Annotated in this window: 20 protein-coding genes; 11 read left to right on the forward strand and 9 right to left on the reverse strand. The window is 64.3% G+C overall.

Annotation, left to right across the window (positions count from 1 at the left end; all coding sequences use genetic code 11):
- Nucleotides 1–16: 16 nt before the first annotated feature.
- On the forward strand, nucleotides 17–1,069 hold the full coding sequence (locus KC8_RS20575) for a methyl-accepting chemotaxis protein (RefSeq protein ID WP_010126333.1): 1,053 nt from the start codon (nucleotides 17–19) through the stop codon (nucleotides 1,067–1,069).
- Between the two features lie 57 nt (nucleotides 1,070–1,126).
- Here the strand turns inward: KC8_RS20575 and KC8_RS11575 are convergent, their stop codons facing one another.
- The 4 genes from KC8_RS11575 to KC8_RS11590 form a co-directional block, all read right to left on the reverse strand.
- Nucleotides 1,127–4,063, reverse strand: coding sequence for a DUF2339 domain-containing protein (locus tag KC8_RS11575; protein WP_010126334.1), 2,937 nt, complete (start codon nucleotides 4,061–4,063; stop codon nucleotides 1,127–1,129).
- A gap of 62 nt (nucleotides 4,064–4,125) precedes the next feature.
- Nucleotides 4,126–5,415 carry a PepSY-associated TM helix domain-containing protein gene (locus KC8_RS11580; RefSeq protein ID WP_010126335.1) on the reverse strand — a complete coding sequence of 430 codons (1,290 nt, stop codon included), beginning with the start codon at nucleotides 5,413–5,415 and terminating at the stop codon, nucleotides 4,126–4,128.
- Nucleotides 5,416–5,429: 14 nt separating this feature from the next.
- Nucleotides 5,430–7,436, reverse strand: coding sequence for a TonB-dependent receptor family protein (locus KC8_RS11585; protein WP_010126337.1), 2,007 nt, complete (start codon nucleotides 7,434–7,436; stop codon nucleotides 5,430–5,432).
- Nucleotides 7,437–7,526: 90 nt separating this feature from the next.
- The gene (locus KC8_RS11590) at nucleotides 7,527–7,931 is read right to left on the reverse strand and encodes a hypothetical protein (protein WP_010126338.1); all 405 of its coding nucleotides are present in this window, start codon (nucleotides 7,929–7,931) and stop codon (nucleotides 7,527–7,529) included.
- 148 nt (nucleotides 7,932–8,079) lie between these two features.
- On the opposite strand from KC8_RS11590, the gene KC8_RS11595 reads away from it, so the two are divergent.
- On the forward strand, nucleotides 8,080–9,003 hold the full coding sequence (locus KC8_RS11595; protein WP_010126339.1) for an NAD-dependent epimerase/dehydratase family protein: 924 nt from the start codon (nucleotides 8,080–8,082) through the stop codon (nucleotides 9,001–9,003).
- Nucleotides 9,004–9,109: 106 nt separating this feature from the next.
- Here KC8_RS11595 and KC8_RS11600 read toward each other — a convergent pair whose 3' ends face one another.
- From KC8_RS11600 to xseA, 3 genes are read right to left on the reverse strand one after another with little or no spacing between them, the layout of a single operon-like run.
- Entirely contained in the window at nucleotides 9,110–9,985 is an 876-nt protein-coding gene (locus KC8_RS11600; protein WP_010126340.1) for a M23 family metallopeptidase, read from the reverse strand.
- Nucleotides 9,985–10,185 (reverse strand): DUF2093 domain-containing protein, encoded by a 201-nt coding sequence (locus KC8_RS11605; protein ID WP_010126341.1) that lies wholly within the window; start codon nucleotides 10,183–10,185, stop codon nucleotides 9,985–9,987. Before KC8_RS11605 ends, KC8_RS11600 begins: the two co-directional genes overlap by 1 nt.
- Before the next feature lie 25 nt (nucleotides 10,186–10,210).
- Nucleotides 10,211–11,647, reverse strand: a complete 1,437-nt coding sequence (xseA, locus tag KC8_RS11610; protein WP_010126342.1) for an exodeoxyribonuclease VII large subunit — start codon at nucleotides 11,645–11,647, stop codon at nucleotides 10,211–10,213.
- Here xseA and purD point away from each other — a divergent pair.
- The 6 genes from purD to KC8_RS11640 all read left to right on the forward strand — a co-directional run bounded on the left by purD (nucleotide 11,646) and on the right by KC8_RS11640 (nucleotide 17,945).
- Entirely contained in the window at nucleotides 11,646–12,932 is a 1,287-nt protein-coding gene (gene purD / locus KC8_RS11615; RefSeq protein WP_010126343.1) for a phosphoribosylamine--glycine ligase, read from the forward strand. The genes xseA and purD overlap by 2 nt on opposite strands.
- A 158-nt stretch (nucleotides 12,933–13,090) precedes the next feature.
- A complete protein-coding gene (locus KC8_RS11620) occupies nucleotides 13,091–13,555 on the forward strand; it encodes a hypothetical protein (RefSeq protein WP_010126344.1) in 465 nt (154 codons plus the stop codon).
- 67 nt (nucleotides 13,556–13,622) lie between these two features.
- The gene (locus tag KC8_RS11625; RefSeq protein ID WP_010126345.1) at nucleotides 13,623–14,537 is read left to right on the forward strand and encodes a sulfite exporter TauE/SafE family protein; all 915 of its coding nucleotides are present in this window, start codon (nucleotides 13,623–13,625) and stop codon (nucleotides 14,535–14,537) included.
- Nucleotides 14,534–15,286, forward strand: a complete 753-nt coding sequence (locus tag KC8_RS11630) for a TIGR02186 family protein (protein WP_010126347.1) — start codon at nucleotides 14,534–14,536, stop codon at nucleotides 15,284–15,286. The genes KC8_RS11625 and KC8_RS11630 overlap by 4 nt, the downstream gene beginning before the upstream one ends.
- 64 nt (nucleotides 15,287–15,350) lie before the next feature.
- Nucleotides 15,351–16,994 carry an ATP-binding protein gene (locus KC8_RS11635; RefSeq protein ID WP_010126349.1) on the forward strand — a complete coding sequence of 548 codons (1,644 nt, stop codon included), beginning with the start codon at nucleotides 15,351–15,353 and terminating at the stop codon, nucleotides 16,992–16,994.
- A gap of 126 nt (nucleotides 16,995–17,120) precedes the next feature.
- Complete coding sequence (locus KC8_RS11640) at nucleotides 17,121–17,945, forward strand: MJ0042-type zinc finger domain-containing protein (RefSeq protein WP_010126350.1); 825 nt, start codon at nucleotides 17,121–17,123, stop codon at nucleotides 17,943–17,945.
- A gap of 79 nt (nucleotides 17,946–18,024) precedes the next feature.
- Here KC8_RS11640 and KC8_RS11645 read toward each other — a convergent pair whose 3' ends face one another.
- Nucleotides 18,025–18,969 carry a collagen-binding domain-containing protein gene (locus KC8_RS11645; RefSeq protein WP_083831265.1) on the reverse strand — a complete coding sequence of 315 codons (945 nt, stop codon included), beginning with the start codon at nucleotides 18,967–18,969 and terminating at the stop codon, nucleotides 18,025–18,027.
- Nucleotides 18,970–19,097: 128 nt separating this feature from the next.
- Nucleotides 19,098–20,306, reverse strand: a complete 1,209-nt coding sequence (locus KC8_RS11650; protein WP_010126352.1) for an LL-diaminopimelate aminotransferase — start codon at nucleotides 20,304–20,306, stop codon at nucleotides 19,098–19,100.
- 162 nt (nucleotides 20,307–20,468) lie between these two features.
- Between KC8_RS11650 and KC8_RS11655 the strand changes: the two genes are divergently transcribed.
- From KC8_RS11655 to clpS, 3 genes are all read left to right on the forward strand, one after another.
- Nucleotides 20,469–22,172, forward strand: a complete 1,704-nt coding sequence (locus tag KC8_RS11655; protein WP_050805427.1) for a PHA/PHB synthase family protein — start codon at nucleotides 20,469–20,471, stop codon at nucleotides 22,170–22,172.
- 332 nt (nucleotides 22,173–22,504) lie between these two features.
- Nucleotides 22,505–23,239, forward strand: a complete 735-nt coding sequence (locus KC8_RS11660) for a phasin family protein (RefSeq protein ID WP_232455524.1) — start codon at nucleotides 22,505–22,507, stop codon at nucleotides 23,237–23,239.
- Between the two features lie 152 nt (nucleotides 23,240–23,391).
- A complete protein-coding gene (gene clpS / locus KC8_RS11665; protein WP_010126355.1) occupies nucleotides 23,392–23,745 on the forward strand; it encodes an ATP-dependent Clp protease adapter ClpS in 354 nt (117 codons plus the stop codon).
- Nucleotides 23,746–23,753 lie beyond the last annotated feature (8 nt).

Raw genomic sequence — 23,753 nt, forward strand, 5'->3', positions numbered from 1 at the left:
TCCGGAATCGCGCCCTATGCCCAGACGGATTCGCACGCTGCTCGCTTCGCTACGCGATGAGGTGCAGCTATATGCGACCGAAAATGCCCGACTTGCCGGACGCACCAATCTGCTGGCGCTGAATGCAACGATCGAGGCTGCCCGTTCGGGCGAGGCCGGCCGCGGTTTTTCCGTCGTGGCGCAAGAAGTAAAAGCGCTCGCCAATCAGGCACGGGCCAGTTCGCTGGCCTTTCGCGCCGAAGTGCTCGATCGATTGGCCAAGGCAGCAGGCATCGCCGATGAGATGGTTGCCGAAATCGAAGGCGCCCGCCTGGTCGATCTCGCCGAAGCGATTGTTTACAACGTCACCCGCGCGGTTTTTGCCCGCAGTGTTGAGTTACGCCTGCTCGCGACCGATCCGGCCGTTGCGGCGGCCGTCGTCCATCCGACTCCGGAAAATCTGGTCAATGCCCGTGCACGCCTGAAAGCGCTGGTGCGTTATTCCGCTGACTATCTGAACGCATTCGTTGCCGATAGCGAAGGCCATATCTTTTTGTCCGCCGATGAGAACGCCGGCGTGCAGACGGTGAATATCAGCCGTGTCACCCAATATCGACGGGCGATGGCCAGCCGCCGCACAGATGATTGGTTCGTCGATGATGTCTGGCAAAACAAATGGTCGAACAATCACGCCGTTCTGATCTTCGCGACCGGCGTTCGGGCCGATCCGCATGGCGATGGTTCACCGCTGGGCGTATTGTGCCTTGAATATGATTGGCAAAAGAAGATCGGTGAACATATCGCGGCCATGGAAGGGGCTGATAATGGCCGTCGCCGGGTCACCCTGATCGATGCACGGGACCGGATCGTCGCTTCATCCTGGGGTGCCCGTTTCGGCGACACGATGGCGATCGACGCAACCACGCCGATCGGCCTGACGGCGGGTGAGGACATGATCGTCGCCCATGCCCGCGCAACACCATTTTCAGGCTTCGACGGGCTTGGCCTGCGCTGCGTGATCGAACAGAAGCTGTTGACCGAAGCGGAGGTGATGGCGGCGATCGCGAATGCCGATCGCTTCGCTGCCTGACGGCGCGCCGGGATAGTGCCTGCCTTCCGGGTCGGCGCTGCCTGCCCGGAACACCCCTCATTCTGCGGAAGGTGCCGCAGCCGATCCCACCAGATAGCGGTTATAAAGGAAGCCGATGCCGATCAGGCTGAAGCCCAGCGCAACGAAGCTCCCGATCCGCAGCAACCCTTCCAGCCCCTTGGCATCCCAGCCAAAGACCTTCAGCACCGTCGCCAGCATCAGCACCAGCGCGGCAATCCGCCACGCCTTGCCGCCGCGCGCGATACCGTAACGCAGAAATCCGATCGCCAGCACGATGCCGGCAATCGACCGGGCGATGTCTTCGTTCGGGCTGACGCCTTCACCCGTCAGGACGCTTCCTTCGAAGAATTGCCGCACGCTGGCTGCAACCAGCATCAGCACCAGCGCCATGGCAAGGGCCGTCACCGGCTTGCGCAGCAGGGCCGCAAAATCAGGTTCAAGCCGTTTGAACAGGCCAATCCAGATCAATGGCAGGCCATAAGCCAGCAACAGCAGATTGACGATCGGCCAGGGGCCGACAGCCTGATCGCGCAGCACGGGGGCAAACAGGAGCAGATCGAACCAGACCAGCCGGAACGCCGCCAGCGCCAGCACGGCCACCCCCGCAACCCGCAACAACGGATGGCGCGCCTGCTGCCACAGCGCCGCAACCCCAGCCGCAAACAACAGCTGCGTTAGAATCACTCGCTCGGCAAAGGCATAGGCTATCGCCTCACCTTCGCCGGCGATCGCGAAAATCTGCTTGAACAGCACATGTCCCGTCGCCGCCAGCGTAACCCCGCAGAACACGAACAACGCGGCACGCAAAGCGGGCAAAGGCACCGCCCGCGTCCGCAACAGCATGGCGATGATCGCCAATGCCGGTCCCCCCATCAGCAACAGGCTGCGTGTCGGCAATGGCAAATCGCCAGCGAACACGAATGCGCCGACCAGCGCGGCGGCGCTGCCCTCTAGCCAGATTGCCAGTCCGGCCGCCATGCTGACACCGCCGATGGCAGCGAAAGTCGCCGCCGCCGGCCGCGCACGGATGGTTTCCCGATGGTCGGCCACCAGCGCGAGGCCGAGCGCCAGCATGGCGCAGACGACCGGTGTCCAGTCGACAGGCAAAATATTGAACAATATGCGCACGGCCAACAAGGCGGCAAACACCAGCCAAGGCGCACCGATCCAGCGATTGCGTTCGATATGCCCAGCGACCACGAACAGCGCCGCCGTCAGGAACAGCCGCAAATTGACCGCCGCATCGTTCGCCAGCCCGCCATCTGCACCGAGCAGGCCCAGATGCAGCACGGCCACCAGCCCCAACGCCCGCGGTGCCCATTCCAGCAATGCGTCCTCAGCCTTGCGCGCCAGCCAGGCCAGCGCACAGGCAATGCCGGCAAAGATCGGCGGCAGCCACGCGTCGGGCAATGCCAGCGCCGCTGCGATCGCGACCAGCACGCCTGAAGCCGTCGACAGCAACGCAAACCGCCAGTCGTCGCGCCGCTGCGCAAGGCCCCAACCGCGCGCAGCGGCCAGCCCCGGGGCGGCCGCAAACGCCAAGGCGGTTACGCCCCAACCGCTTCCTCCCAGCAATTCGGGAAAATGCAGCCAGCCAATCCCCACCGCTCCGATCAACGCGGCAGCCCCCTGCGCTGCGCTGATCCGACCCCGCACCGGATGCCAGGCGTCGATCAGCGCGGGCGCGGCGAAGATCGCGATCACCCCGCCCGCCACCGCCACCAGCATCGGCAGGCTGGGCGCCGGCCACAGCATCAGCACGATCAGCGCAACGCCCAGCGCAACGGGAGGCAGCATCCACTGGCGTGGATCAATCCGTGCCAGCACCACCGCACCGATCGCCAGCAGGCCATAGAAACCCCACACCAGCGGCGCGAACCCGCCTTGAACGACGAGCAACGCCAGCTGCACCGCAGCGGCGACCACGGTGCCCGCGCGCAGCCAGCGTGCCGGATCACCCGCATCGCTGCCCGCCGCCAGCACCGGCACGCCAAAGGCCAGGACCAGCAGCAACACGCCCACCGCGCCGGCCGTCGCGACATCGATCACGCTCGTCGCGATCAGCAGCGCCCCCCAGCCAAACCCGCCGATCAGGGCCGCAATCGACAGCCACAGCCAGCCCTGGCGCCGGGAAACCCCGGCAATCGCCGCGATCACCAGCATCAGATACAGCGCCAGTACCGGCGCATGCGCTTCCGTTCCCCCCGCCAATGCCGGGGCGGAAAGCCCACCGACCAGACCAAGCACCGCCGATGGCGCGCCAAATCGCAGCGCGAGGCCGATTGCCGCCGCCGTCACCGTCGCCAGCCCGACAAAAGCCGTCAACGGCGCGATCAGGCCATAGAGATTGGCGGCGATCAGCACCGCGATATAGGCAACGGCGATGCCGGCCCCGGCCAGTGCCTGGGCGACCCTCGGATCACGGGCGAGCATCGGGATGCGCCGCGCCGCTTCCGCGCCACCAACCAGTCCGACAGCAAACAGCATCGCCAGGATCACCCGGATCGCCGGCGATAACAGCCCGGTATCGATCGAATATTTGACGAGGAAGAATCCGGCCACCGCCAGCGTCACCCCACCCGCCCAGATCGGCAGGCGAGATCCGAACAATTCCTCGAACACCCGCGATGTTACCGGCGGACGGGCGGGAGTAGGCGGTGGTGGGGGAACGGTGTCCTCTTTCGGAATGGCCGCGGTTTCAGCCAGAACGGCCGTCTGCGCGACGGCCTGCACCTCCGGCATGGACCGCAACTCTGGCGTAGCCACCGGTTCGAAAACAGGCTCCGGCTCTGCAATCACCTCGGGATCGGCGATCGGTTGGGCCATTGCCGGGGCCACGGCCGGATCGGACGCCAGACGCAGTTCCCGAAGCTCTTCGCCCAGCGCCACTATCCGCTGTTCGGCGCGGCTGATCCGGCCGCGCAACATGGCGACGGCGATGATCAGCCCGACGATCGCCCAGAATTCCAGCATCGGCCGCTTTACCCCTTTGGAACCGCAGGGCTAACCCGTCGACGCGCGGAACGCCACCGTCATCATGCAATGCGTCGTCGGCCCCGCAGCCAAAGCCTATCGCCCAGAAGCGCCGCGACCATCGTCGCCCCGGTCAATGGGAACAACACGCCCACCGCCAGCATGATCGTGGCGACACCACGTGCCCGCTTCGGATCAACGGCCCGCGGCGGCGCTTCCAGACGGCCGTTCCGTCGACGTTTCCACCACAATATCGGGGCGCTGATCGTCAGCAACACGATCGCGATGCAGCCCGCCAGCATGACCAGCCGGTTCGCCTCGCCATATTGTTGCCCCTGATGGACCGCGATACCCCATTCGATCGTCCGCGCGCCGATGCCGAAATCGGCATAATGCATATCGGCAAGCACCCGGCCATTCGCCGCATCGACATAGATGGCGCGCGCTTCGTCCGCCCGCTCGATCACCGACGCCACGAGATAGGGATTGCCCGCTTCGGCCGGCGGCACCAGCAGCCAGGGCGCCGAAAGCCCGCGCCCGTTGGCGATCGCCACCGCCCGGTCCGCACCGATATCATGCCCTTTGCGGCCAGCGGGTGCGGTGGCTTCCTGCATCGCCCAGGGCAAGGCCGCCTTGGCCGGCATATGCCCGCCATGATCCTTGCCGCGCTGCCACGGCGAAGGGCCTGGCGATGGCGGCCGGCCAAGGCCATAGATCGCGACCACCGTCTGCAGGCCTTTTCCCCAGATGCCGGACCACGGCATACCTGTTACCGCCAGGAACAGGATCACGGCACCGGCGATCGCGCCGGTGGAGGCGTGAAGATCGCGCCAGAACAGCCGTCCCGTCGGGCGACCGCGCAACGCCAGCGCACGGTTCGTCCCGCGCGGCCACCACAGATATACCCCGCTCAACACTAGCAGGATCGTCCAGCCGGCAACGATCTCGACCACGGCATTGCCGACCGGGCCGGTGATCATCAGGCTGTGGAGCGAACGGACAAGGCCCATCACCCCACCGTCCCGCGCCGTGCCCAGAACCCGCCCGGTCGCGGGATCGACAAAGGCAAGCCGGTGCGTGCCATCGGCAGCGGCCAGGGTCATCCGCCAGCTCGCTGCCGGATCGGCCGGGCGGGACAGGCTGACGACGCGCGCGCCGCTTGCCGCCTCCACCCGCGCCACCATCGGCGTGATGGCCAGTGCCGGCCCACTCGCGGTGGACCAGCCCCGATAGACGATGCCCTCTATCTCCGGCTTGTAGAGATAGAGAGCGCCCGTCACCGCCAGCCACAGCAGGACCGGCAGCACCATCAGCCCGGCATAAAAATGCCAGCGCCAGACGGTGCGATACATGCCCTGTTCCACCATCAGAACCGCGCGCGCACGCCGCCGTAAACGGCACGCCGTTCGACCGGATAATAAATGGCCGACGCAGCATTGGCCTGCACCACCGCCGAAATATCGCCGATCGCCTTTTTGCCCGTCAGATTTCGGGCATCGACGAACAGGGTGACGCCGTCGCGCACCTCGGCTTCGGCATTGAGGCCGACCAGCGCATAGCCCTTCGTCCTCGTGCTGTTCTGATAATCCGCCCACGCGCCCTGCGGCAGCCATTCCAGATTGGGCGTGATGCTGATCCGGTCGCTGCCCAGCCGCAGATCGGCGCGATACAAGTGCTTGGCCACCACCGGCAGACGGTTGTCGCCATAATCGCGATCATTACGGAACCGGAAATCGTTGAGCTGATAGGCCTGCCGCAGCCGCGCCCATGGCGTGAGATCCAGTGTCAGCGCCGCTTCGATCCCCTGATGCCGCGTCTTGCCGGCGTTGAAGGTCGATGCGGGAATGTCCGATGCGACATTGAACTGAAGCATCTCGCCCTTCAGATCGGCGCGATAGACGCTGATATCCCACGCCGCGATGCCGATCCGCCCACGCGTGCCGATTTCCATCGTCCAGGCGCGCTGGGGGTCGAGATCGACGAAGCCCGGCAAGCCGGTATTCGGGGTCTGGCTGAGTTCGGAATAGCCAGGCAATTCCACCGAACGGCTGTAATTGGCATAGACCTGCACATTGGCGCGCGGCGCCCACAACAGCCCGAACTTGGGCGCGAACGCATCGAAACTGGCCTCGCCGCTGCGCGCCGGAACGAAGCGATTGGCGATTTCGCGCCGGCCGGATGTGTAAACACCACCCGCAATCAACCACAGATCAGCCATCGGCGCGATCCGCACTTCGCCATAAGTGTCGATCGTCCGCGCAGTCTGCGTCACGTCCGCCGTCTGCGCGCCACGCTTGCCCGCGATGTTGACGAACTGCTTGGCCCGCACCGTGCCGAAACGCGCCGTCGTGCCAAGGCTTGCTTCAACAGGCAGGCCGATATCCCCCGCCCAGTCGATCCGCGCGAAACCACCGCGATCTTCCGATTTCTGATCGATCACCTGAAAGATCGGGTGGAACAGTTGCTTGGCATTGAAAAAGCCGCCGAACACGAGCTTTGTATCACCAAGATCCACCGTCGTGCGGTTCTGGAATCGTAGCGAATCGACATCACGCGCCTGATCGCCGGCCACGCTGCCAGCATTGGCCTTACGCGGCGTCCCCAGCGCGTCGGCCATCGTCAGCGCGCCGGGCAGATCCTGATTGATATTGTTGACGCTGGCGTAAAAGCGCGTTTCGATCCGGTCGGTCAGCTTGATGCCGACATTGCCGTTGAACCGGATCGCCCGTCGCCCGGCGTGATCGCGATCCCCGTCCGATCGGTCTCCGGTCAGGGCGAACCAGCCGTCGCCCCGCGCGGTCGCAAAGCCGGCCGCCAGCTTGCCGCGCTGCGTGTCGAAGCTGCCGCCGTCGATCCGCACCTCGATCCCCGGCGCTGTACGCCCGGTTGGCGTCACCGCGTCGATCCCGCCGCCCAGCGTCGACGATCCGAAGCGCAGCGCATTCGCACCGCGATACACCGCGATTTGCTGGAAGACCTGCGGATCCAGTTCCTGGAAATCGCCATTATTGTCAGCAAGATTGATCGGTATGCCGTCCTGGAACAGCATCAGCCCGCGCATGTGGAAACCCCGGCTGATCCCCGATCCGCGCACCGACAGACGCACTTCCTGTCCAAAGCGCGGCTGTGTGTAAACGCCCGGCGAAAACGCCAGGGCATCGCGCAGTGATACGGCAAGCTTGTCTTCGAAATCGGCCGCCGCGACGACATCCGCGCCACCGGCCGTGCGGGCGACAGCTTCACGCGCATCGGCAAGAACGGACTGGGCGGTGACGATGATGGTTTCGCGATCCGCGTCTTCGGCCCACGCAGGCGTGGAAATGGCAACGGCAGCAAGCGACGCGCAACCAAGCGCGCGATGAAAAGTCGACATGAAATACCTCTGGAATCCCGGCGCGCAGCACGCGCGCGCCATGCAAATCTGGCCGCGACGCCCTTTGGGCAGCGCGCGGCGGTGATGGGATCAGAAGGTAGCGGGCGGCCCGGTGGGCGGCGGCGGCGGTGCGGCCAGCCCACGGCCGATGGCGACCGCAATCGCACGGGCAATCGCCAGCGCAGGCGCAGCTTCCACCGCGGCAAGGCCGGTCACCGGATCGGGAGCAAGAACCGCGACACCGAGCGCGGCAAAGATACAGGGCTGACTGGTCTTGTCGGCGTCGCTGCCGGGGGCCTTTTCATGGACGGTGCCGTCAGCGGCAACCCACGCCTGCACCGCACCCATGCTGGTACACAGCGTGATACTGCGGCCGTCAGCCGATGGCATCCAGCCAGCGGGCACGAGCAGACGCATGAAAAGCGCAAGCGCAAGCAGGGTAAGGGCCAGCCCCCCGCCACGCCGGTCTGTCCTGCTGATCGCCCCGCCCTGCATGCGCGTCCCGCTAGGCGATTTTTCCGGCGCTGTCGATCCATACGGCCAACATGCCGTGCGATGGCCGCAAATTCATCGGCCAGCCTTGCCCGGCTTGGCGCAAGCCGGTTAGCGTCATCCCAACATCATAAACCCAGGAGTTGAAGCGATGAAGCGGGCGGAAATCGAAGGAAAACGGATTTTGATCACCGGGGCGACAGGGCAATTCGCCAAGCCGCTGGTGGCAGCATATGCCGGCAAGGCGCAAGTGTTTGCCGCCGCCCGCTACGCCAAGGACGAAGACCGCGCCGAAATCGCCGCGATGGGCGCCACGCCCGTCCGCATCGACCTGTCTGACCCCGCCAGCCTGTCTGCGATTCCCGAGGTAGATTATGTCGTCAACGCCGCCGTCGCCAAGACCGGTGATTTCGATCGCGATCTCGCAGAAAATGCCGAAGGCGTTGGCTTCCTGATCGCCCACTGCCGCAGCGCCAAGGCGTTCGTCCACATCTCGACGACGGGCGTTTACGCCTATGAGGGGATCGAACCGCGCAAGGAAAGCGATCCGCTGGGCGATAACCACCGGTCAATGATGCCGACTTATTCGATCGCCAAGATTGCCACCGAATCCGTCTGCCGTTTCGCCGCCAAGGCCTATGGCGTGCCGACGACGATCGCGCGGATGAGCGTGCCTTATGGCGATAATGGCGGCTGGCCCTGGTATCATCTGCTGATGATGCAGAATGGCGTGCCGATCACCATCCACCCCGATCGTCCCAACCTCTACAGCCCGCTCCATGTCGACGATTATGTCGAAAAGATCCCCTATCTGCTGGGGGCCGCCACCACCGGCGTCACCACCACCAATTTCGGCGGATCACAGGCTGCCAGCGTTGAAGAATGGTGCGCCTATATCGGCGAACTAACCGGCTTCACCCCCGTGTTCGAGGAAAGCGCGGCCGCCTTTGGCGCGCTGTCGATCGATACGACGCGGATGCACAGCCTGATCGGCGAAACCAAGGTCGACTGGCGTGACGGCATCCACCGCATGGTTAGCGCCCTGGCGCCTGACCTGATCAAAACGAAGGCCTGATCGCGCGCCCTGCCTTGATGATGTTGCTCAGCAAGGCAGGGAAAGCTCTGTGCGGCGCTTGAACGAAAGCAATCCCCGGATGCCTCAGCATCTTCGGGGTTGCCGTTCATTGCGCCGGCATCGCCCCCGCGAGCGGCGCGGGGTCGATCCGCTCGTCCTGCCACTTCATGCTCCAATGAAGGTGCGGCCCGGTCGCGCGGCCCGTGGCCCCGATCGCACCAACCCGCTGGCCGCGCGCCACCCGGTCACCCACTTTCACGTCGATCCGCGACAGATGGAGGAATGCGCTGTTCAGCCCCATGCCATGATCGATCATCAGCAGATTGCCCTCCAGACTGAACGGGGCCGCCGCCGCCAGAATGACGACCCCATCAGCCGGCGCCACCACCGGCGTTCCCGTCGGCCGGGCCACATCCACCCCTGAATGCGGCGCACCCGGTTCACCCGCATAGATACGCTGCGATCCGAACACGCCGCTGATCCGGCCGATGACCGGCCAGACGAACGCCTGCCGCCACCCTTGCGAATCCGATTGGATCGTGCGCGCGGCATTGATCTGTGCCAGTTCGGCTGCCCGACGCTTCAGAAATTCGGGTGTGGGCGTCGTGCCCCTGGGCAAGGTCGGCAGCGACTGGATATCCCATACGCGCGCCGCGATCGTGATCGGTAGGCGTTGCACCGAACCGTCGGCCAGCCGCGCCTCGATCACGGCATTCGCCCGGTGATCCCGCCCGAAACCAAGTAGGAAACTTCGCCCTTTCGCCATCCGCAGCGGCTGGCCATCAAGGAACAGGCTGACGGTGCCTTCGGGGGCGGTGCCAAGCACAAGACCACCCTGCTGGAACGCCCCCTGAAAGTTGAAACCCGCCGCCGGACACACCGATACGGCCTTAGCAGGCGGTGCAGCCGGCAGCCTGCTCGCGCACCCGGCCAGCATGACGATCGACAGCGCGCGCAACACAAACGCGCAGCGGCGCACCATCACGCGGAAAGCGCCGCCTTGGTCGAAATTTCGGCGGTGGCATAGGCTTCCTGCTTGTCCACGCTCCAATAGCGCAGATTATCCAGCGGGATGCGTTCGCCCGATACGGCGCAGAGGACATGATCGCCCGACGCCAGCATCCGGAAATTATTGGCCATATAATGCAGCTTGGCAGGCCGGCTGCCTTGGGACATCAACATCGGGACATTCCTTCGCGGCCCGCAATCAAAGCAGGCTCGGTTGTACGGGTTCGGCCGCAGGATAGGCGGCCCGGCCGCCGCGCTCAACCCGTGCATCGACACTGCCATCGGCGAAATGCAGCGTCAGCGCCCCCGCCGTGCGCGCCGCGGCCGCCGTCGTCACCACGCCACCATCGGGCCGCCGGCCTACCCAGGCATAGCCTTTGGCAAGCGGCCGTTCGGGGTTCAGCCCTTCGGCCAGCCGCCACAATCGCTGCACTTGCGCCGCCGCCTCGGCCAGCCGCGCGTCGATCAACGCGGGACGGAAACGCACAGCGGCCAGCCGTTCACCCGCCCGGTCGACCCGCGCCTTCAGCAATGATGGACGCAAGGCGCCGGCGGCGTGGGCCAGATCGCCCCGCGCCACCGCCAGCCGCCGCGAAAGCCCGCGCGGCAGGCGATCGCCCAGTTCATCCAGCTTTTGCTGTTGGGGGCCAAGTAGGCGATCAGGCGTCGGCAAACGCCGCGCTGTCGCCTCCAGCCGCTCGCCCGCGCGCTGATGATAGCGATTGGCGCAACGCCCCGCCCGCGCGCCCAGTTCGCGTAACGACGCCAGCAGGTCAGCCCGCACCGGCACCGCGATTTCGGCGGCCGCGGTCGGCGTCGGCGCACGCACGTCGGCGGCGAAATCGCACAAGGTGGTATCGGTTTCGTGGCCAACCGCCGAAATGATCGGGATCGAACAGCCGGCCACCGCGCGGACCACCGCTTCTTCATTGAACGCCCACAGATCCTCGATCGACCCGCCGCCACGCGCGACGATCACCAGATCGGGCCGGGGCAGCGGGCCATCGGCCGGCATAGCATCGAACCCGCGCACGGCCGCCGCCACCTGTTCGGCAGCACCCTCGCCCTGCACCAACACCGGCCACAACATCACCCGCGTCGGGCAGCGATCCGCCAGCCGGTGGAGGATGTCGCGAATCACCGCCCCGGTGGGCGATGTGACGACGCCGATCACCGCCGGCAGATAGGGTAGCGCCTTTTTGCGCTCGCGATCGAACAACCCTTCGGCGGCCAGCGCCCGGCGGCGCTGATCGAGCAGCGCCATCAGCGCGCCCTGCCCCGCCAGTTCCATCCGTTCGATGATGATCTGATATTTCGATCGGCCAGGATAGGTGGTCAGCCGGCCGGTTGCGATCACCTCGATCCCGTCTTCGGGGCGAAAGGCAAGGCCGCCGGCCGTGCCCTTCCAGATCACGCCGTCGATCACCGCCTTGTCATCCTTCAAGGCAAGATAGCAATGGCCCGATCCGACCCGCTTGAAGCCCGAAATCTCGCCGCGCACGCGGACATGGCCGAATCGTTCTTCCACGCTGCGCTTCAATGCGCCGGATAGTTCGGAAACACTCAACGCTGGCGAATTGTCGCCGGGCGTCTCCTCGGCTAACAGCCGCGCAGGTTCGAAGGGAAGATCGCTCATGAAAGTCCTGCTGCTGGGTTCGGGCGGGCGCGAACATGCGCTGGCATGGAAACTCGCGCAATCGCCACGGCTGACGAAGCTTTACGCCGCGCCGGGCAATCCGGGAATAGCCGAGCATGCCGAATGCGTCGCGCTCGACCCGGCCAACCCCCATGCCGTGCTCGCTTTCGCACGCGATATGGAAGTCGGTCTGGTCGTGATCGGGCCGGAAGCGCCGCTGGTTGCCGGCGTCGGCGATCTGCTGCGCGACAATGGCGTGCTGGTGTTCGGCCCGGATGCGACCGCCGCCCAGCTCGAAGGGTCCAAGGGTTTCACCAAGGATCTGTGCACGCGCGAATCGATCCCGACGGCGGCCTATGCCCGCGTCACCGATATCGCCGCCGCGCGCGCAGCCCTTACCGGTTTCGGCCTGCCCGTCGTGATCAAGGCCGATGGCCTTGCCGCCGGCAAGGGCGTGGTGATCGCGATGACGGCTGATGAAGCCGATGCCGCGATCGTCGATATGTTCGACGGCAGCTTCGGCGATGCCGGCACCGAAGTGGTGATCGAAGAATTTCTGACCGGCGAGGAAGCCAGCTTCTTCGCGATTACCGATGGCACCGCCGTCGTCCCGTTCGGATCGGCGCAGGATCACAAGCGCGTCGGCGAAGGCGATACCGGCCCGAACACCGGCGGCATGGGCGCGTACAGCCCGGCCCGCGTGCTGACCCCGGAACTCGAAGCCCGCGCCATGGCTGAAATCGTCGAACCCACCGTTCGCGCGATGGCGGCGGCCGGCATGCCTTATTCGGGCGTGCTTTATGCCGGGCTGATGCTGACGGCCGATGGCCCCAAGCTGATCGAATATAATGCCCGTTTCGGCGATCCCGAATGCCAGGTGCTGATGATGCGGCTGGAGGATGATCTGCTCGATCTGCTTCTGAAGGTCGCCGAAGGGCGGCTGGGCGAATCCACCCCGCCACGTCTGGCCGATACCGTCGCACTGACGGTGGTGATGGCCGCCAACGGCTATCCCGGCACGCCTGAAAAGGGCGGCGCGATATCGGGTATCGCCGGGGCCGAAGCACATGGCGCCAAGGTGTTCCACGCCGGCACCGCGCTTGCTGGTGACACGCTCGTCGCCAGTGGCGGCCGCGTCCTCAACGTCACCGCCACTGGCGCCAGCGTCGCGGACGCCAAGACCGCAGCCTATCGTGCGGTCGACGCGATCGCCTTTCCCAGCGGCTTTTGTCGCCGCGATATTGGCTGGCGCGAGGTGGAACGCGAATCCAACGGAACAGCTTGATGCGTTCAGCGTTCGTTACGCAGGCGCATCTTCGGAAAATTTCGGACGGCGACCACCTTACAGTCGTCCGAAAGGTAAGGCTATGAAGGTGGGGACGGCCAGGCGCAGGCACACCCTGCGCAAGCAGGCGGCCGTTCGGGGCAGGAGAAGGACAGGCCATGGGCAATAATTATTATCTCGTCGCCATCGCCGCGATCGTCATTGCGATTCTCGCGGTTGTCCTTGTCCTGCGCGGTCGTGGCCAGCCTTCGGCGCCGCCCACGCAAACGCCTGCCGCCGCGCCGCGCGAAGAACATCATGATCACATCACCGATGCGGCAGCGGTCGCCACCGCAGACATTGCCGGCCAGTTTCTGGGAATCGATACCACCCCAGGCGGACCGGACGACCTAACCCGTCTCAAGGGACTGGGGCCAAAGGCAGCCGGGGTACTGAACGGAATGGGCGTCAGCCAATATGCCCAGCTTGCTGCACTTTCGCCGGCGCAGATCGCCAAGATCGATGCGGCGATGGGTGCGTTCGCCGGCCGCATCCAGCGCGATCAGTGGGTCGAGCAGGCCCGGCTGCTCGCCAGCGGTGACATTCCCGGCTTCGAAGCGAAATTCGGCAAGCTCGGCGGCTGACCCTCATATCCATCCGCCCTCACCAACCCGCATGACCTGAGCCGCGAAATCGGCTAGCCGGGGGGACATGGACCTCTATCTGCCCATCGCCGGTCTTTCGGTGAATGTCATCGTCATCATCGGCCTGGGCGGGCTGGTCGGTATCCTTTCCGGCATGTTCGGCGTCGGCGGGGGATTCCTGACGACACCATTGCTGATTTTCTATGGCATCCCGCCCGCCGTCGCGGTGGCGTCGGCCGCCACCCAGATCACCGGCGCCAGCGTTTCGGCCGTGCTCGCCCATAATCGCCGCCAGGGCGTGGATTTCCAGATGGGCGCCGTGCTGGTTGCCGGCGGTGCGCTGGGTTCGGTTGCCGGCGGCTATGCCTTCCGCGCGCTGCAGGACAGCGGCCAGATCGATACCGTCGTCAACATTCTCTATGTCGTCCTGCTCGGCAGCATCGGCGGGTTGATGGCCAAGGAAGCCGCGCAAAGCATTGCCGTGATGTGGGGCAAGGCCGCTGCGCCTGCCCCCCCGCGCCGCCACCACCCCTTGATCGCGGCTCTGCCGATGCGGTGGCGATTCTATCGTTCCGGCCTCTATATTTCGCCGATCGCTCCGTTCGTACTGGGGTTCGGCACCGGCCTGCTGACGGTGCTGCTGGGCGTCGGCGGCGGGTTCGTACTCGTGCCGGCCCTGATCTACATCCTCGGCATGTCGACGCGGGTGGTGGTCGGCACATCGTCATTCCAGATATTGTTCGTGACGGCGGCCACGACGCTGGTTCACGCTACAACCACCAAAGCGGTCGATATAGTGCTGGCGGTGCTGCTGTTGACCGGCAGCGTCGTCGGCGCCCAACTCGGCACGCGCTTCGCCATGAAGGTGCGGCCCGAATGGCTGCGGATGGCGCTGGCCGGCATCGTCCTTGCTGTTGCCGTACGCATGGCGCTTGGGCTGGGCTGGCGGCCCGGCGAGATCTATACGATCCAGCCGCTATGAAGCACCTTGTCGCCCTTCTGCTGGCACCGCTCCTGCTGGGCGCAACCAAGCCAGCGCTGGTGCCCGATGTGTCGCAGCGCCGGATCGATATCATCTACAGCTTTACCGGTGCCGAACTGTTGCTGTTCGGTGCGATAGTCTATCCTGGCGGGCGCATGCCGGAAAAGCCGGCGGATATCGTCGTCGTGCTGAAGGGACCGGCCGAACCCGTCATCCTGCGGGAAAAGCAGAAGATCGCCGGCATATGGATTAATGCGGATAATGCGCGATTTCGATCGGTTCCCGCGTTTTACGCGGTAGCCTCTTCACGTCCGATCAAGGCGCTGGCCGATGCGCGCACGGCCGCCATCTACGAACTGGGGTTGGAAAACATCCAGCTTTCACCCGCCAGCGGTGAAACACCCGAGGCACAGCAGCGCTTCGAAGCCGGGCTGGTCGATCTCAAGCGCCGCAACGGCCTTTACGTCGAAGCGCCCGATGGCGTCGAAGTGAGCGAAGGCGTGCTCTATCGCGCGCGGATCGCGATTCCTGCGCGCGTTCCGGTGGGCACCTATACCGCCGAAACCTTCCTGATTCAGGATCGCCGCGTGGTAGCCGCCGCCGTGCGCGAGATTGAAATCGACAAATCCGGCTTCGAACGATTCGTCGCCACAGTGGCCGATCGCTGGGCCTTCACCTATGGGCTTGCCGCCGTTGCAATCTCGATCCTGCTTGGCTGGGCTGCCGGTGCGGCTTTCCGCAAGTTCTGAAATCACTTCGTTAATCCCTGCCGATTTATGATGCCGCGTTTCCAGCAGAGGGTTCGCAGGCCGCATGAACGACATGACAAGCATCCACGCGGCAGCGGACACCAATCAAGCCACGATCGAAATTGGCCGCTTGATGGAAATTGGCGGCTCATCGTCGCAAATCAGCCTTAACGGGCAGGTGCTGGGCGCGCTCCAGCAGGATGCAGATCCCAGCATCGCCATGGCCGGACAGGTGGGCAGTCAGGTCAAGATTCGCATCGGGGATCGCTGGCTGATCGCCAATGTCCGCTCGCTCAAGCTGGCCGACGCCGATAGCGACCTGATCCTCGGCCATATCGATTTTCTGGGCGAAGGCGAGGAAGACCGCTTCACCGGCCGCCTACTCAACTTCCGGCGCGGCGTCACGCGCTACCCAACGCCCGGCAGCCGGGTCTATCCCGTGTCGAGCGCCGACATGAAGCAGATGTATGCCGCCGACGAGCGCGCCCATATCGAGATCGGGACGATCTACCCGACCGAGGATATTCGCGGCGCGCTCTATATCGATGCGCTGCTCGGCAAGCATTTCGCGCTACTGGGATCGACCGGCACCGGCAAATCCACGTCCGCCGCGCTGATCCTCCACCGCATCTGCCGCGCGGCGCCCGAGGGGCACATCGTGATGGTCGATCCGCACGGCGAATATTCGGCTGCTTTCAAGGGTACGGGCGAAATCTTCGACGTCGGCAACCTTGCCATGCCCTACTGGCTGATGAACTTCGAAGAGCATGCCGAGGTATTCGTGACGTCCACCGGCGCCGATCGCCAGATGGATTCCGATATCCTTGCCAAGTGCCTGCTCGCCGCGCGCGCCAAGAACCGCGCCGCCGAGGGCATCGCCAAACTGACCGTCGACAGCCCGATCCCCTATCTGCTGTCCGATCTTGCCAACATCCTCCAGAACGAGATGGGCAAGATGGACAAAGCGGGTGGCACCGCCCCCTATCTGCGGCTCAAGAGCAAGATCGACGAAATCAAGGCCGATCCGCGGTACGCCTTCATGTTTTCGGGCATGCTGGTCGCCGATACGATGCCGCAATTCCTGTCCAAGATTTTCCGTCTGCCGGGCTATGGCAAGCCGATTTCGATCATCGACGTGTCGGGCGTTCCCAACGAAATCACGTCGACGGTGGTTGCGGTGCTCGCCCGGATGGTATTCGATTACGCGATCTGGTCGCGCGGCGAAGCGCAGCGGCCGATCCTGCTCGTGTGCGAGGAAGCCCATCGCTACATCCCGTCGGATCGCGTGACGACGGGGGCCTCGGTCCGCAAGATTCTGGAACGGATCGCCAAGGAAGGCCGCAAATATGGCGTGTCGCTCGGCCTCATCACCCAGCGCCCGTCGGATCTGGCCGAAGGTGTGCTTTCACAATGCGGCACGATCATATCGATGCGCCTGAACAATGATCGCGACCAGGCCTATGTGAAATCGGCGATGCCCGAGGGTGCGCGCGGTTTTCTTGATTCGATTCCCGCGTTGCGCAACCGCGAGGCGATCATCTGCGGCGAAGGCGTCGCCATCCCGATCCGCGTTGCGCTGGACGATCTGGAACCTGAAAAACGCCCCGCTTCCACCGATCCGATCTTCTCGGAACTGTGGAACCAGGTCGGCGGCGAGGACCAGATCATCGGGCGCGTCATCAAGCGCTGGCGCAGCCAGGGCCGATAGCGCAAGCGACGCCGACGAATCATCCGCGATCATGTCGTTTTAGGGGTGGGTAGACGCTTGCCAGCGCGGCCGCGCGCGTGTCTAGTCGGGCGTGGCCCGTAACCATAAGACAAGCGCCCGGAACCCATGATCCTCAACTGCCCCGCCTGCAATACCCGCTATCTCGTTCCCGATGCGGCAATTGGCCCGGAGGGACGCCAGGTGCGTTGCGCCTCATGCCGCCACAGCTGGTTCCAGGAACCGCCGCAGCTGGAAATGGCGGAAGCTGCAGTGACCGCAGACCAGGGGGTTGAGGTGGATACGGTAGCCGACGTTCCGGCCGAAAGCGCGGCGGACCCGCAATCCTTTTTGGACGAGGCGCCCCTGCCCTTTTCGGATGCTTCGCCGGTCCGCACCGGTCCGGCCGATCCGGCGGCGGAAGCGCCACGCGCGGTTGCCGACACCGCGTACGCGGACACGGACGGCACAAGCGAAGCTGGCTATGATGCCTTTGCCCATGAGCCGCCCTTCGCCCCGCGGCGCAATCCGACAAAGATGTGGACGTTGCTCGCCGTTGCCGCGGCCGTCCTGATGCTCGCGGTTACCGGCGCGCTGGTCGCATTCGGGCCGCCCAACATTTCGCAACGGCTGGGCGTAAGCCATGCCGCCGCCGTACCGCTGATCATCGAATCCAGCCGAACGCCCGAACGCCGGCCGATGGCCAGCGGGAACGAACTGTTCTCGGTGACGGGACGGATCACCAATCCCACCGACCAGGTTCAGCGGGTCCCCGATATTCGCGCTAACCTGCTGGATGCGCAGGACCGCGTCGTCTTTGCCTGGACGATCGCCCGGCCGGTCGACCGGCTTCAGCCCGGCCAGTCCGTCGAATTCAATGGCGCGGTGCTCGATGTGCCGCAAAACGCCAAGAATCTCGACCTCAGCCTGGAAGCGCCCACCGGCACGCACTGATATCAAGCCACTGGCTGCAATGAAAAAGGGGCGCCGCGGCCATGCCGGGCGCCCCTTTTTCATGGGAACGAAAGGCGGATCAGGCGGCGACGGGTGCCGGTCGGCCGGAACGGCTGCGCCGCATCATGCCACCGATCAGCCCGAAACCGGCGATCATCATCGCCCAGCTGGCCGGTTCGGGCACCGGTGCGGTCGATGTCAGCAAGCCGCCGGTATAGCCCGTATTGTGCAGTTCCCCGCTGCCGGCGAAACTGGACGCAACCAGCGTGCCGTTCAACTGGCCGTTGTTGAAACTGACGGCGCTTTCCGGTGCAAGGATCGATCCGTAAATTCCCACGCCGTTCATCGTCAGCGAACCGGCCTGATAGAAGTTTAGTAACACGTTGCTACCGGTTACGCCCGACAGGCTCATGCCGCCCTGCATCGTGGCCGCACCGCCGATGACATTGACCAGCACTTTCGAGCCTGTCGGCGTGGAAATGGTGAAGTTGTTGGCTGACGAAAGATCCGCGGCGTTGATCGTGAAGATGTTGAGGCCGGATTGGGTGCCGGTCAGCGCCAGCGTGCCATATTGAAACTTGGTGGCGCCGTTGGCGGCCATGCCGCCCAGCGTATCGGCCAGCGCGTTGATCTGCTGGAACTGGGACGTGAAATCGATCGGCGTCCCGCTGGTAAGCGCGCCGTTGGCAATGGTGAAACCGGTGAGCGCGGACGCCCCGCCGACAACGGCGTTGCCGTTGAAAAGCTGACCGTTCGTGGCGGCCAGCGATCCGCCGGCGATCAGGCTGTTGCTGCCATTCGCACCCGAGCCGAGCTTGGACCCCACTGCATAATTGGTAAGCTGCACCGACCCGCCCGCCGCAAGCCGGCCTTCGACGTCGCTGTTGGTGCCCTGGTAGCTGCCCTGGACAAAGGCATTATACTGCGTCAGATCGAGCAGTGCCGCCTGGGCGCCGCCCGCCGCCGCAACCATTATAAGGGCGCTTGCAGCCATTGCAGCCCGCCGCACCATCATCAACGCCATCACCGGATTTCCTCGAAGAAAAGGGCTCCGTCGCAGCGAAGCACACGGAGCCCCTAACAGACCGGCGATGGATTTTACACGCCAGGACTAGGTTAATATTGGTAAATCCCAGGGGCCGGCACCCGGTATCAGCCCCCGGTTTTGGCGGTGGTGTTGACGCCCATGCTTTGCAGATAGCGTTTCACATTGCGCGCCGCCTGGCGAATGCGCTGTTCGTTTTCGACCATCGCGATCCGGACGTGGCCTTCGCCTTCTTCGCCATAGCCAACGCCCGCCGCCACCGCGACACCCGCATGGGTGAGGAGCTGCTTGGAAAATTCAAGGCTGCCGAGATGCGCCAGCGCCGGTGGAAGCGGCGCCCAGGCGAACATCGACGCGCGCGGCTTGGGAATTTCCCACCCCGCCCGGCCGAAGCTTTCGACCAGTACATCGCGGCGACGATGGTAGAGTTCGCGATTCTTCTCGACGATATCCTGCGGCCCGTTGAGTGCCGCCACCGCTGCCGCCTGGATCGGCGTGAATGCGCCATAATCCAGATAGGATTTCACGCGCGTCAGCGCCGCGATCAGCGTCTTGTTGCCGACCGCGAAGCCAATCCGCCAGCCCGCCATCGAATATGTCTTCGACACGCTGGTGAATTCCACCGCGACGTCCTTGGCGCCCGGCACCTGCAGGATCGAAGGCGTCGGCTTGCCGTCATAATAAAGCTCGGAATAAGCAAGATCGGACAGCACCCAGACCTTATGCTCCTTCGCCCACGCCACCAGCCGCTCGTAAAAGGCAAGGTCGACCACTTCAGCCGTTGGATTCGACGGGTAGCCGACAACCAGCACCGAAGGCCGCGGCACGGTGAACTTCACCGCGCGGTCCAGCGCTTCCCAATAATGTTCGTCGGGCGTCGTCGGTACTGAACGGATCGTCGCGCCAGCGATGATGAAGCCGAAGGTGTGGATCGGGTAGCTGGGGTTCGGGGCCAATATCACGTCACCCGGCGCCGTGATCGCCTGGGCGAGGTTGGCCAGGCCTTCCTTCGAACCCAGCGTGACGACGACTTCCGATTCGGGATCGAGATCGACCCCGAATCGACGGCCATAATAATTGGCCTGGGCACGGCGCAGGCCCGGAATGCCTTTCGACGCGGAATAGCCATGCGCATCGGGATTGCGCGCCACTTCGCACAATTTGTCGATCACATGCTGCGGGGGCGGCAGATCGGGATTGCCCATGCCGAGGTCGATGATGTCCTCGCCCCGCGCTCGCGCTGCTGCCCGCATCGCATTCACTTCGGCGATGACATAAGGCGGCAGGCGTTTGATGCGGTAAAAATCCTCGGACATGTCTTCCTCTATTGGCGGCCGGGCGGGGATCGCCCACTATCGCCGCAACGGCCTATAGGCCGGATGGGGCCGGACAAAAAGGAAGGATGCGCAACCGTGACAAATGGACACGCAAATGGAGGCGACACCCCCTTCCCCTTCACCCTCCCCGGACTGGCGGATATGCAACACTGGACGGGCGTGATCGGTCGCGCGCAGCAGCTGATGCTGGAACAGTTTAGCGAAGCGATGACCGCGGCCGGAGCCGGCGGCGAGGCCACGGCGCGCGCCACCGCCCTGTTCGGCGACGCGGCCAAGGCAGGCGAGGCGCAATCCGATTTCTGGAAGGACAGTTTACAGCTGTGGCAGCGATTCCTCACCGCGCCGGCCACGGGTGCGCCGTCACCGGCCGATCAGGATCGCCGCTTTGCCGCAGCCCAGTGGCGCGACAATCCGATTTTCGACATGATTCGCCAAAGCTACATGCTGGTCGCCGATCATCTGTTGAAGGGCGTCGACGCACTGGACGGCGTGCCCGCCCGTGAACGGGAACAGTTGCGTTTCGCCACACGCACCTTCGTCGATGCGTTCAGCCCGTCCAACTTTGCCTTCACCAATCCGCTGGTGATCGAAAAGGCGATCGAAACGCGCGGGGCGAGCCTGATCCGGGGCCTCGAACATATGCTGGCCGATCTTGAAAAGGGTCAACTCAGCCACACCGATCCCAACGCTTTCGAAGTCGGCCGGAACATCGCCAACACCCCCGGCAAGGTAATCCACGAAACCCCGCTCTATCAGTTGATCCAGTACACACCGACGACGGACAAGGTGCTGGGCATCCCGCTCCTGATCTTCCCGCCATGGATCAACCGCTTCTACATCCTCGATCTCAACCCCGAAAAAAGCTTCATCCGCTGGGCCGTGGAACAGGGGTTGAGCGTGTTTGTCGTTTCATGGAAATCGGCGGATGAAAGCCTCGCCGGTACAACGATGGACGATTATGTCCTGAACGGCATACTCGATGCGATCGATACGGTGCGCACCGCGCTCAAGGTCGAAAGCGTCCATACGATCGGCTATTGCGTCGCGGGTACCAATCTGGCCGCCTTGCTCGGCTATCTGGCCGCGACCGGCAACGCGGCCAAGGTCGCCAGCGCGACATTCTTCACCGCACAGGTCGATTTTACCCAGGCCGGCGAACTCAATCTGTTCATCGACGACAGCCAGTTGGACCTGATCGGCCAGCTTGCCGGCGACAAGGGCTATCTCGACGGTCGCTACATGGCCTTGACGTTCAACCTGCTGCGCGGGCGCGATCTGATCTGGTCCTATGTCGTCAACAATTACCTGCTGGGACAGGATTATCCGCCGTTCGATCTGCTGTTCTGGAATGGCGACACCACCAACCTGCCCTACACCTGGCACCGCGCCTATCTTGAGGATTTTTACCGCGACAACAAACTGGTCCAGCCCGGCGGTGTCAGCGTCGGTGGCGTGCCCATCAATCTGACCAGCGTCACCACCCCGTCTTATGTGCAGGCGGGACGCGAAGACCATATCGCGCCACCGGAAAGCGTGTGGAAAATCACCGAACATTTCACCGGGCCGCTGCGCTTTGTCCTCGCCGGATCGGGGCATATCGCCGGCGTGGTCAACCCGCCATCCGCCAACAAATATCAATATTGGACCAATGAAGCGCGGGCGACGACGCTCGACCAGTTCGTCGCCGGCGCAACCGAAACCAAGGGCAGCTGGTGGCCCGACTGGATCAAATGGATTCGCGCGCTCGACGCCGCCGAAATCAAGGCGGCGGGCGCCCGAATCCCCGGCAAGGGCACGCTGAAAGCTGTCGAAGATGCGCCCGGCCGTTATGTGCGAATGCGTTAGACGCATGCGCAACCTGCCCTGTTCCGGACTGGCCAAATCGCGGTTTTAGAAGCGGTTGATCGGCTGCGATACGGCGATATTTGCAGTTATGTTGCAGTGCACAATGGGCTTGATTTTTATGCTGCGGGTGCGTATTGTGCATCGCAACATCAGTCGAGGCCAGCGCCATGAACGATACGCCGTCCGGGAAGAAACCAGGGAACCCCAGTGGGGTTGCAGCCCCCGCCATACCCTTCGCGGCGCCGATCAAGCCTGACGTTCCGGCAATCGTCGCGAAGGCTCCGGCCGTAACGCCCCCCGCCGCGCCGGCGCTGGTGCCAGCACCGGCCAAAGTGAATTCAGACACCGCTGCTGCGCCAAAAGCGCCTGTTGCCCGTGTCGAACCCAAAACGGTCCCCGCCCCTGCGGCGACCGCCCCTGCGCGCAAAGCCAAGGCTGCCGCGCGCATCGTGAAGGCGAAAGCCGTCACCAAGCCCGCGGCGCCGCGCACGGTTGCCGCCACCAGCCGGCCCGGCCTCGCTCCCGCGAAGCCGGTCGTGAAACCAGTGTTTGACCAGAAGCACACCATTTCCGTTGCGGCCGCCGGCTCGACGACGGCGCAGAAAGGATATTTCGATATGCTGAACACCACCGAAACCGCCAAGCAGGCTGCTGAAAAGGCGCAGGCCATGTTCGCCGACGCCAGCGCGAAGGCGAAGGCCGCGTTCGAAAAGAGCAGCAAGTTCGGGGAAGAATTTGCCGCACTGACCAAGGGCAATGTCGAAGCGCTCGTCGAATCGGGCAAGGTTGCCGCCAAGGGCGCCGAAGCGCTGACCCAGGACGCCGCCGAGTTCAGCAAGAAGAGCTTCGAGCACGCCTCGTCGACCTTCAAGAGCCTCACCGCGGTGAAGAACCCGACCGAATTGTTCCAGATCCAGAGCGAGTTCGCCAAGACCTCGTTCGACAATGCGGTCGCCGAAGCATCGAAGTTCAGCGAAGCCTGGATGAAGCTGGCTGGCGACGTGTTCCAGCCGCTGTCGAGCCGCTATGCGGTCGCCGCTGAAAAGCTGAAGTCGGTCGCACGCTGACCCGATCAGGTTGCGTTGCGTTTCACGGCCGTCCCGGGACACCGGGGCGGCCGTTTCTTCATCCCGATCCAGCGCCACATACGATGACCAGCCCTTGCCCTTGCCGGTATCGATGCCATATCGTTGGTTCAGCGAGATTGACGGGCGAGGCGATGAGCGCAGGTTTGCGGAACGATATTCGCGCCATGGCGGGCAAGGACGACGAGAACGGCACCGGACTGGGCGTCGCGACCCGCACACGCACGCGCACCAAAAAGCCGCAGCCCTATAAGGTGCTGATGCTCAACGACGATTATACGCCGATGGAATTCGTCGTCCTGTGCCTCCAGCGCTTTTTCCGGATGAGCATCGAGGATGCGACGCGGGTGATGCTGCACGTCCACCAGAAGGGCGTCGGCGTATGCGGGGTGTTCAGCTACGAGGTGGCGGAAACCAAGGTCAGCCAGGTGATCGATTTCGCCCGGCAGAACCAGCATCCGCTGCAATGCACGCTTGAAAAGGCCTGAACGACCGA

It is taken from the genome of Sphingomonas sp. KC8, from assembly GCF_002151445.1.
In the GTDB taxonomy this organism is placed as follows: domain Bacteria; phylum Pseudomonadota; class Alphaproteobacteria; order Sphingomonadales; family Sphingomonadaceae; genus Sphingomonas_E.

Excerpts from the sequence above, each read along its gene's own strand:
- KC8_RS20575 (WP_010126333.1), top strand. The coding sequence starts at position 17 with ATGCCCAGACGGATTCGCACGCTGCTCGCTTCGCTACGCGATGAGGTG.
- KC8_RS11575 (WP_010126334.1), bottom strand. The coding sequence starts at position 4,063 with ATGCTGGAATTCTGGGCGATCGTCGGGCTGATCATCGCCGTCGCCATG.
- KC8_RS11580 (WP_010126335.1), bottom strand. The coding sequence starts at position 5,415 with ATGTATCGCACCGTCTGGCGCTGGCATTTTTATGCCGGGCTGATGGTG.
- KC8_RS11585 (WP_010126337.1), bottom strand. The coding sequence starts at position 7,436 with ATGTCGACTTTTCATCGCGCGCTTGGTTGCGCGTCGCTTGCTGCCGTT.
- KC8_RS11590 (WP_010126338.1), bottom strand. The coding sequence starts at position 7,931 with ATGCAGGGCGGGGCGATCAGCAGGACAGACCGGCGTGGCGGGGGGCTG.
- KC8_RS11595 (WP_010126339.1), top strand. The coding sequence starts at position 8,080 with ATGAAGCGGGCGGAAATCGAAGGAAAACGGATTTTGATCACCGGGGCG.
- KC8_RS11600 (WP_010126340.1), bottom strand. The coding sequence starts at position 9,985 with ATGGTGCGCCGCTGCGCGTTTGTGTTGCGCGCGCTGTCGATCGTCATG.
- KC8_RS11605 (WP_010126341.1), bottom strand. The coding sequence starts at position 10,185 with ATGTTGATGTCCCAAGGCAGCCGGCCTGCCAAGCTGCATTATATGGCC.
- purD (WP_010126343.1), top strand. The coding sequence starts at position 11,646 with ATGAAAGTCCTGCTGCTGGGTTCGGGCGGGCGCGAACATGCGCTGGCA.
- xseA (WP_010126342.1), bottom strand. The coding sequence starts at position 11,647 with ATGAGCGATCTTCCCTTCGAACCTGCGCGGCTGTTAGCCGAGGAGACG.
- KC8_RS11620 (WP_010126344.1), top strand. The coding sequence starts at position 13,091 with ATGGGCAATAATTATTATCTCGTCGCCATCGCCGCGATCGTCATTGCG.
- KC8_RS11625 (WP_010126345.1), top strand. The coding sequence starts at position 13,623 with ATGGACCTCTATCTGCCCATCGCCGGTCTTTCGGTGAATGTCATCGTC.
- KC8_RS11630 (WP_010126347.1), top strand. The coding sequence starts at position 14,534 with ATGAAGCACCTTGTCGCCCTTCTGCTGGCACCGCTCCTGCTGGGCGCA.
- KC8_RS11635 (WP_010126349.1), top strand. The coding sequence starts at position 15,351 with ATGAACGACATGACAAGCATCCACGCGGCAGCGGACACCAATCAAGCC.
- KC8_RS11640 (WP_010126350.1), top strand. The coding sequence starts at position 17,121 with ATGATCCTCAACTGCCCCGCCTGCAATACCCGCTATCTCGTTCCCGAT.
- KC8_RS11645 (WP_083831265.1), bottom strand. The coding sequence starts at position 18,969 with ATGGCGTTGATGATGGTGCGGCGGGCTGCAATGGCTGCAAGCGCCCTT.
- KC8_RS11650 (WP_010126352.1), bottom strand. The coding sequence starts at position 20,306 with ATGTCCGAGGATTTTTACCGCATCAAACGCCTGCCGCCTTATGTCATC.
- KC8_RS11655 (WP_050805427.1), top strand. The coding sequence starts at position 20,469 with ATGCAACACTGGACGGGCGTGATCGGTCGCGCGCAGCAGCTGATGCTG.
- clpS (WP_010126355.1), top strand. The coding sequence starts at position 23,392 with ATGAGCGCAGGTTTGCGGAACGATATTCGCGCCATGGCGGGCAAGGAC.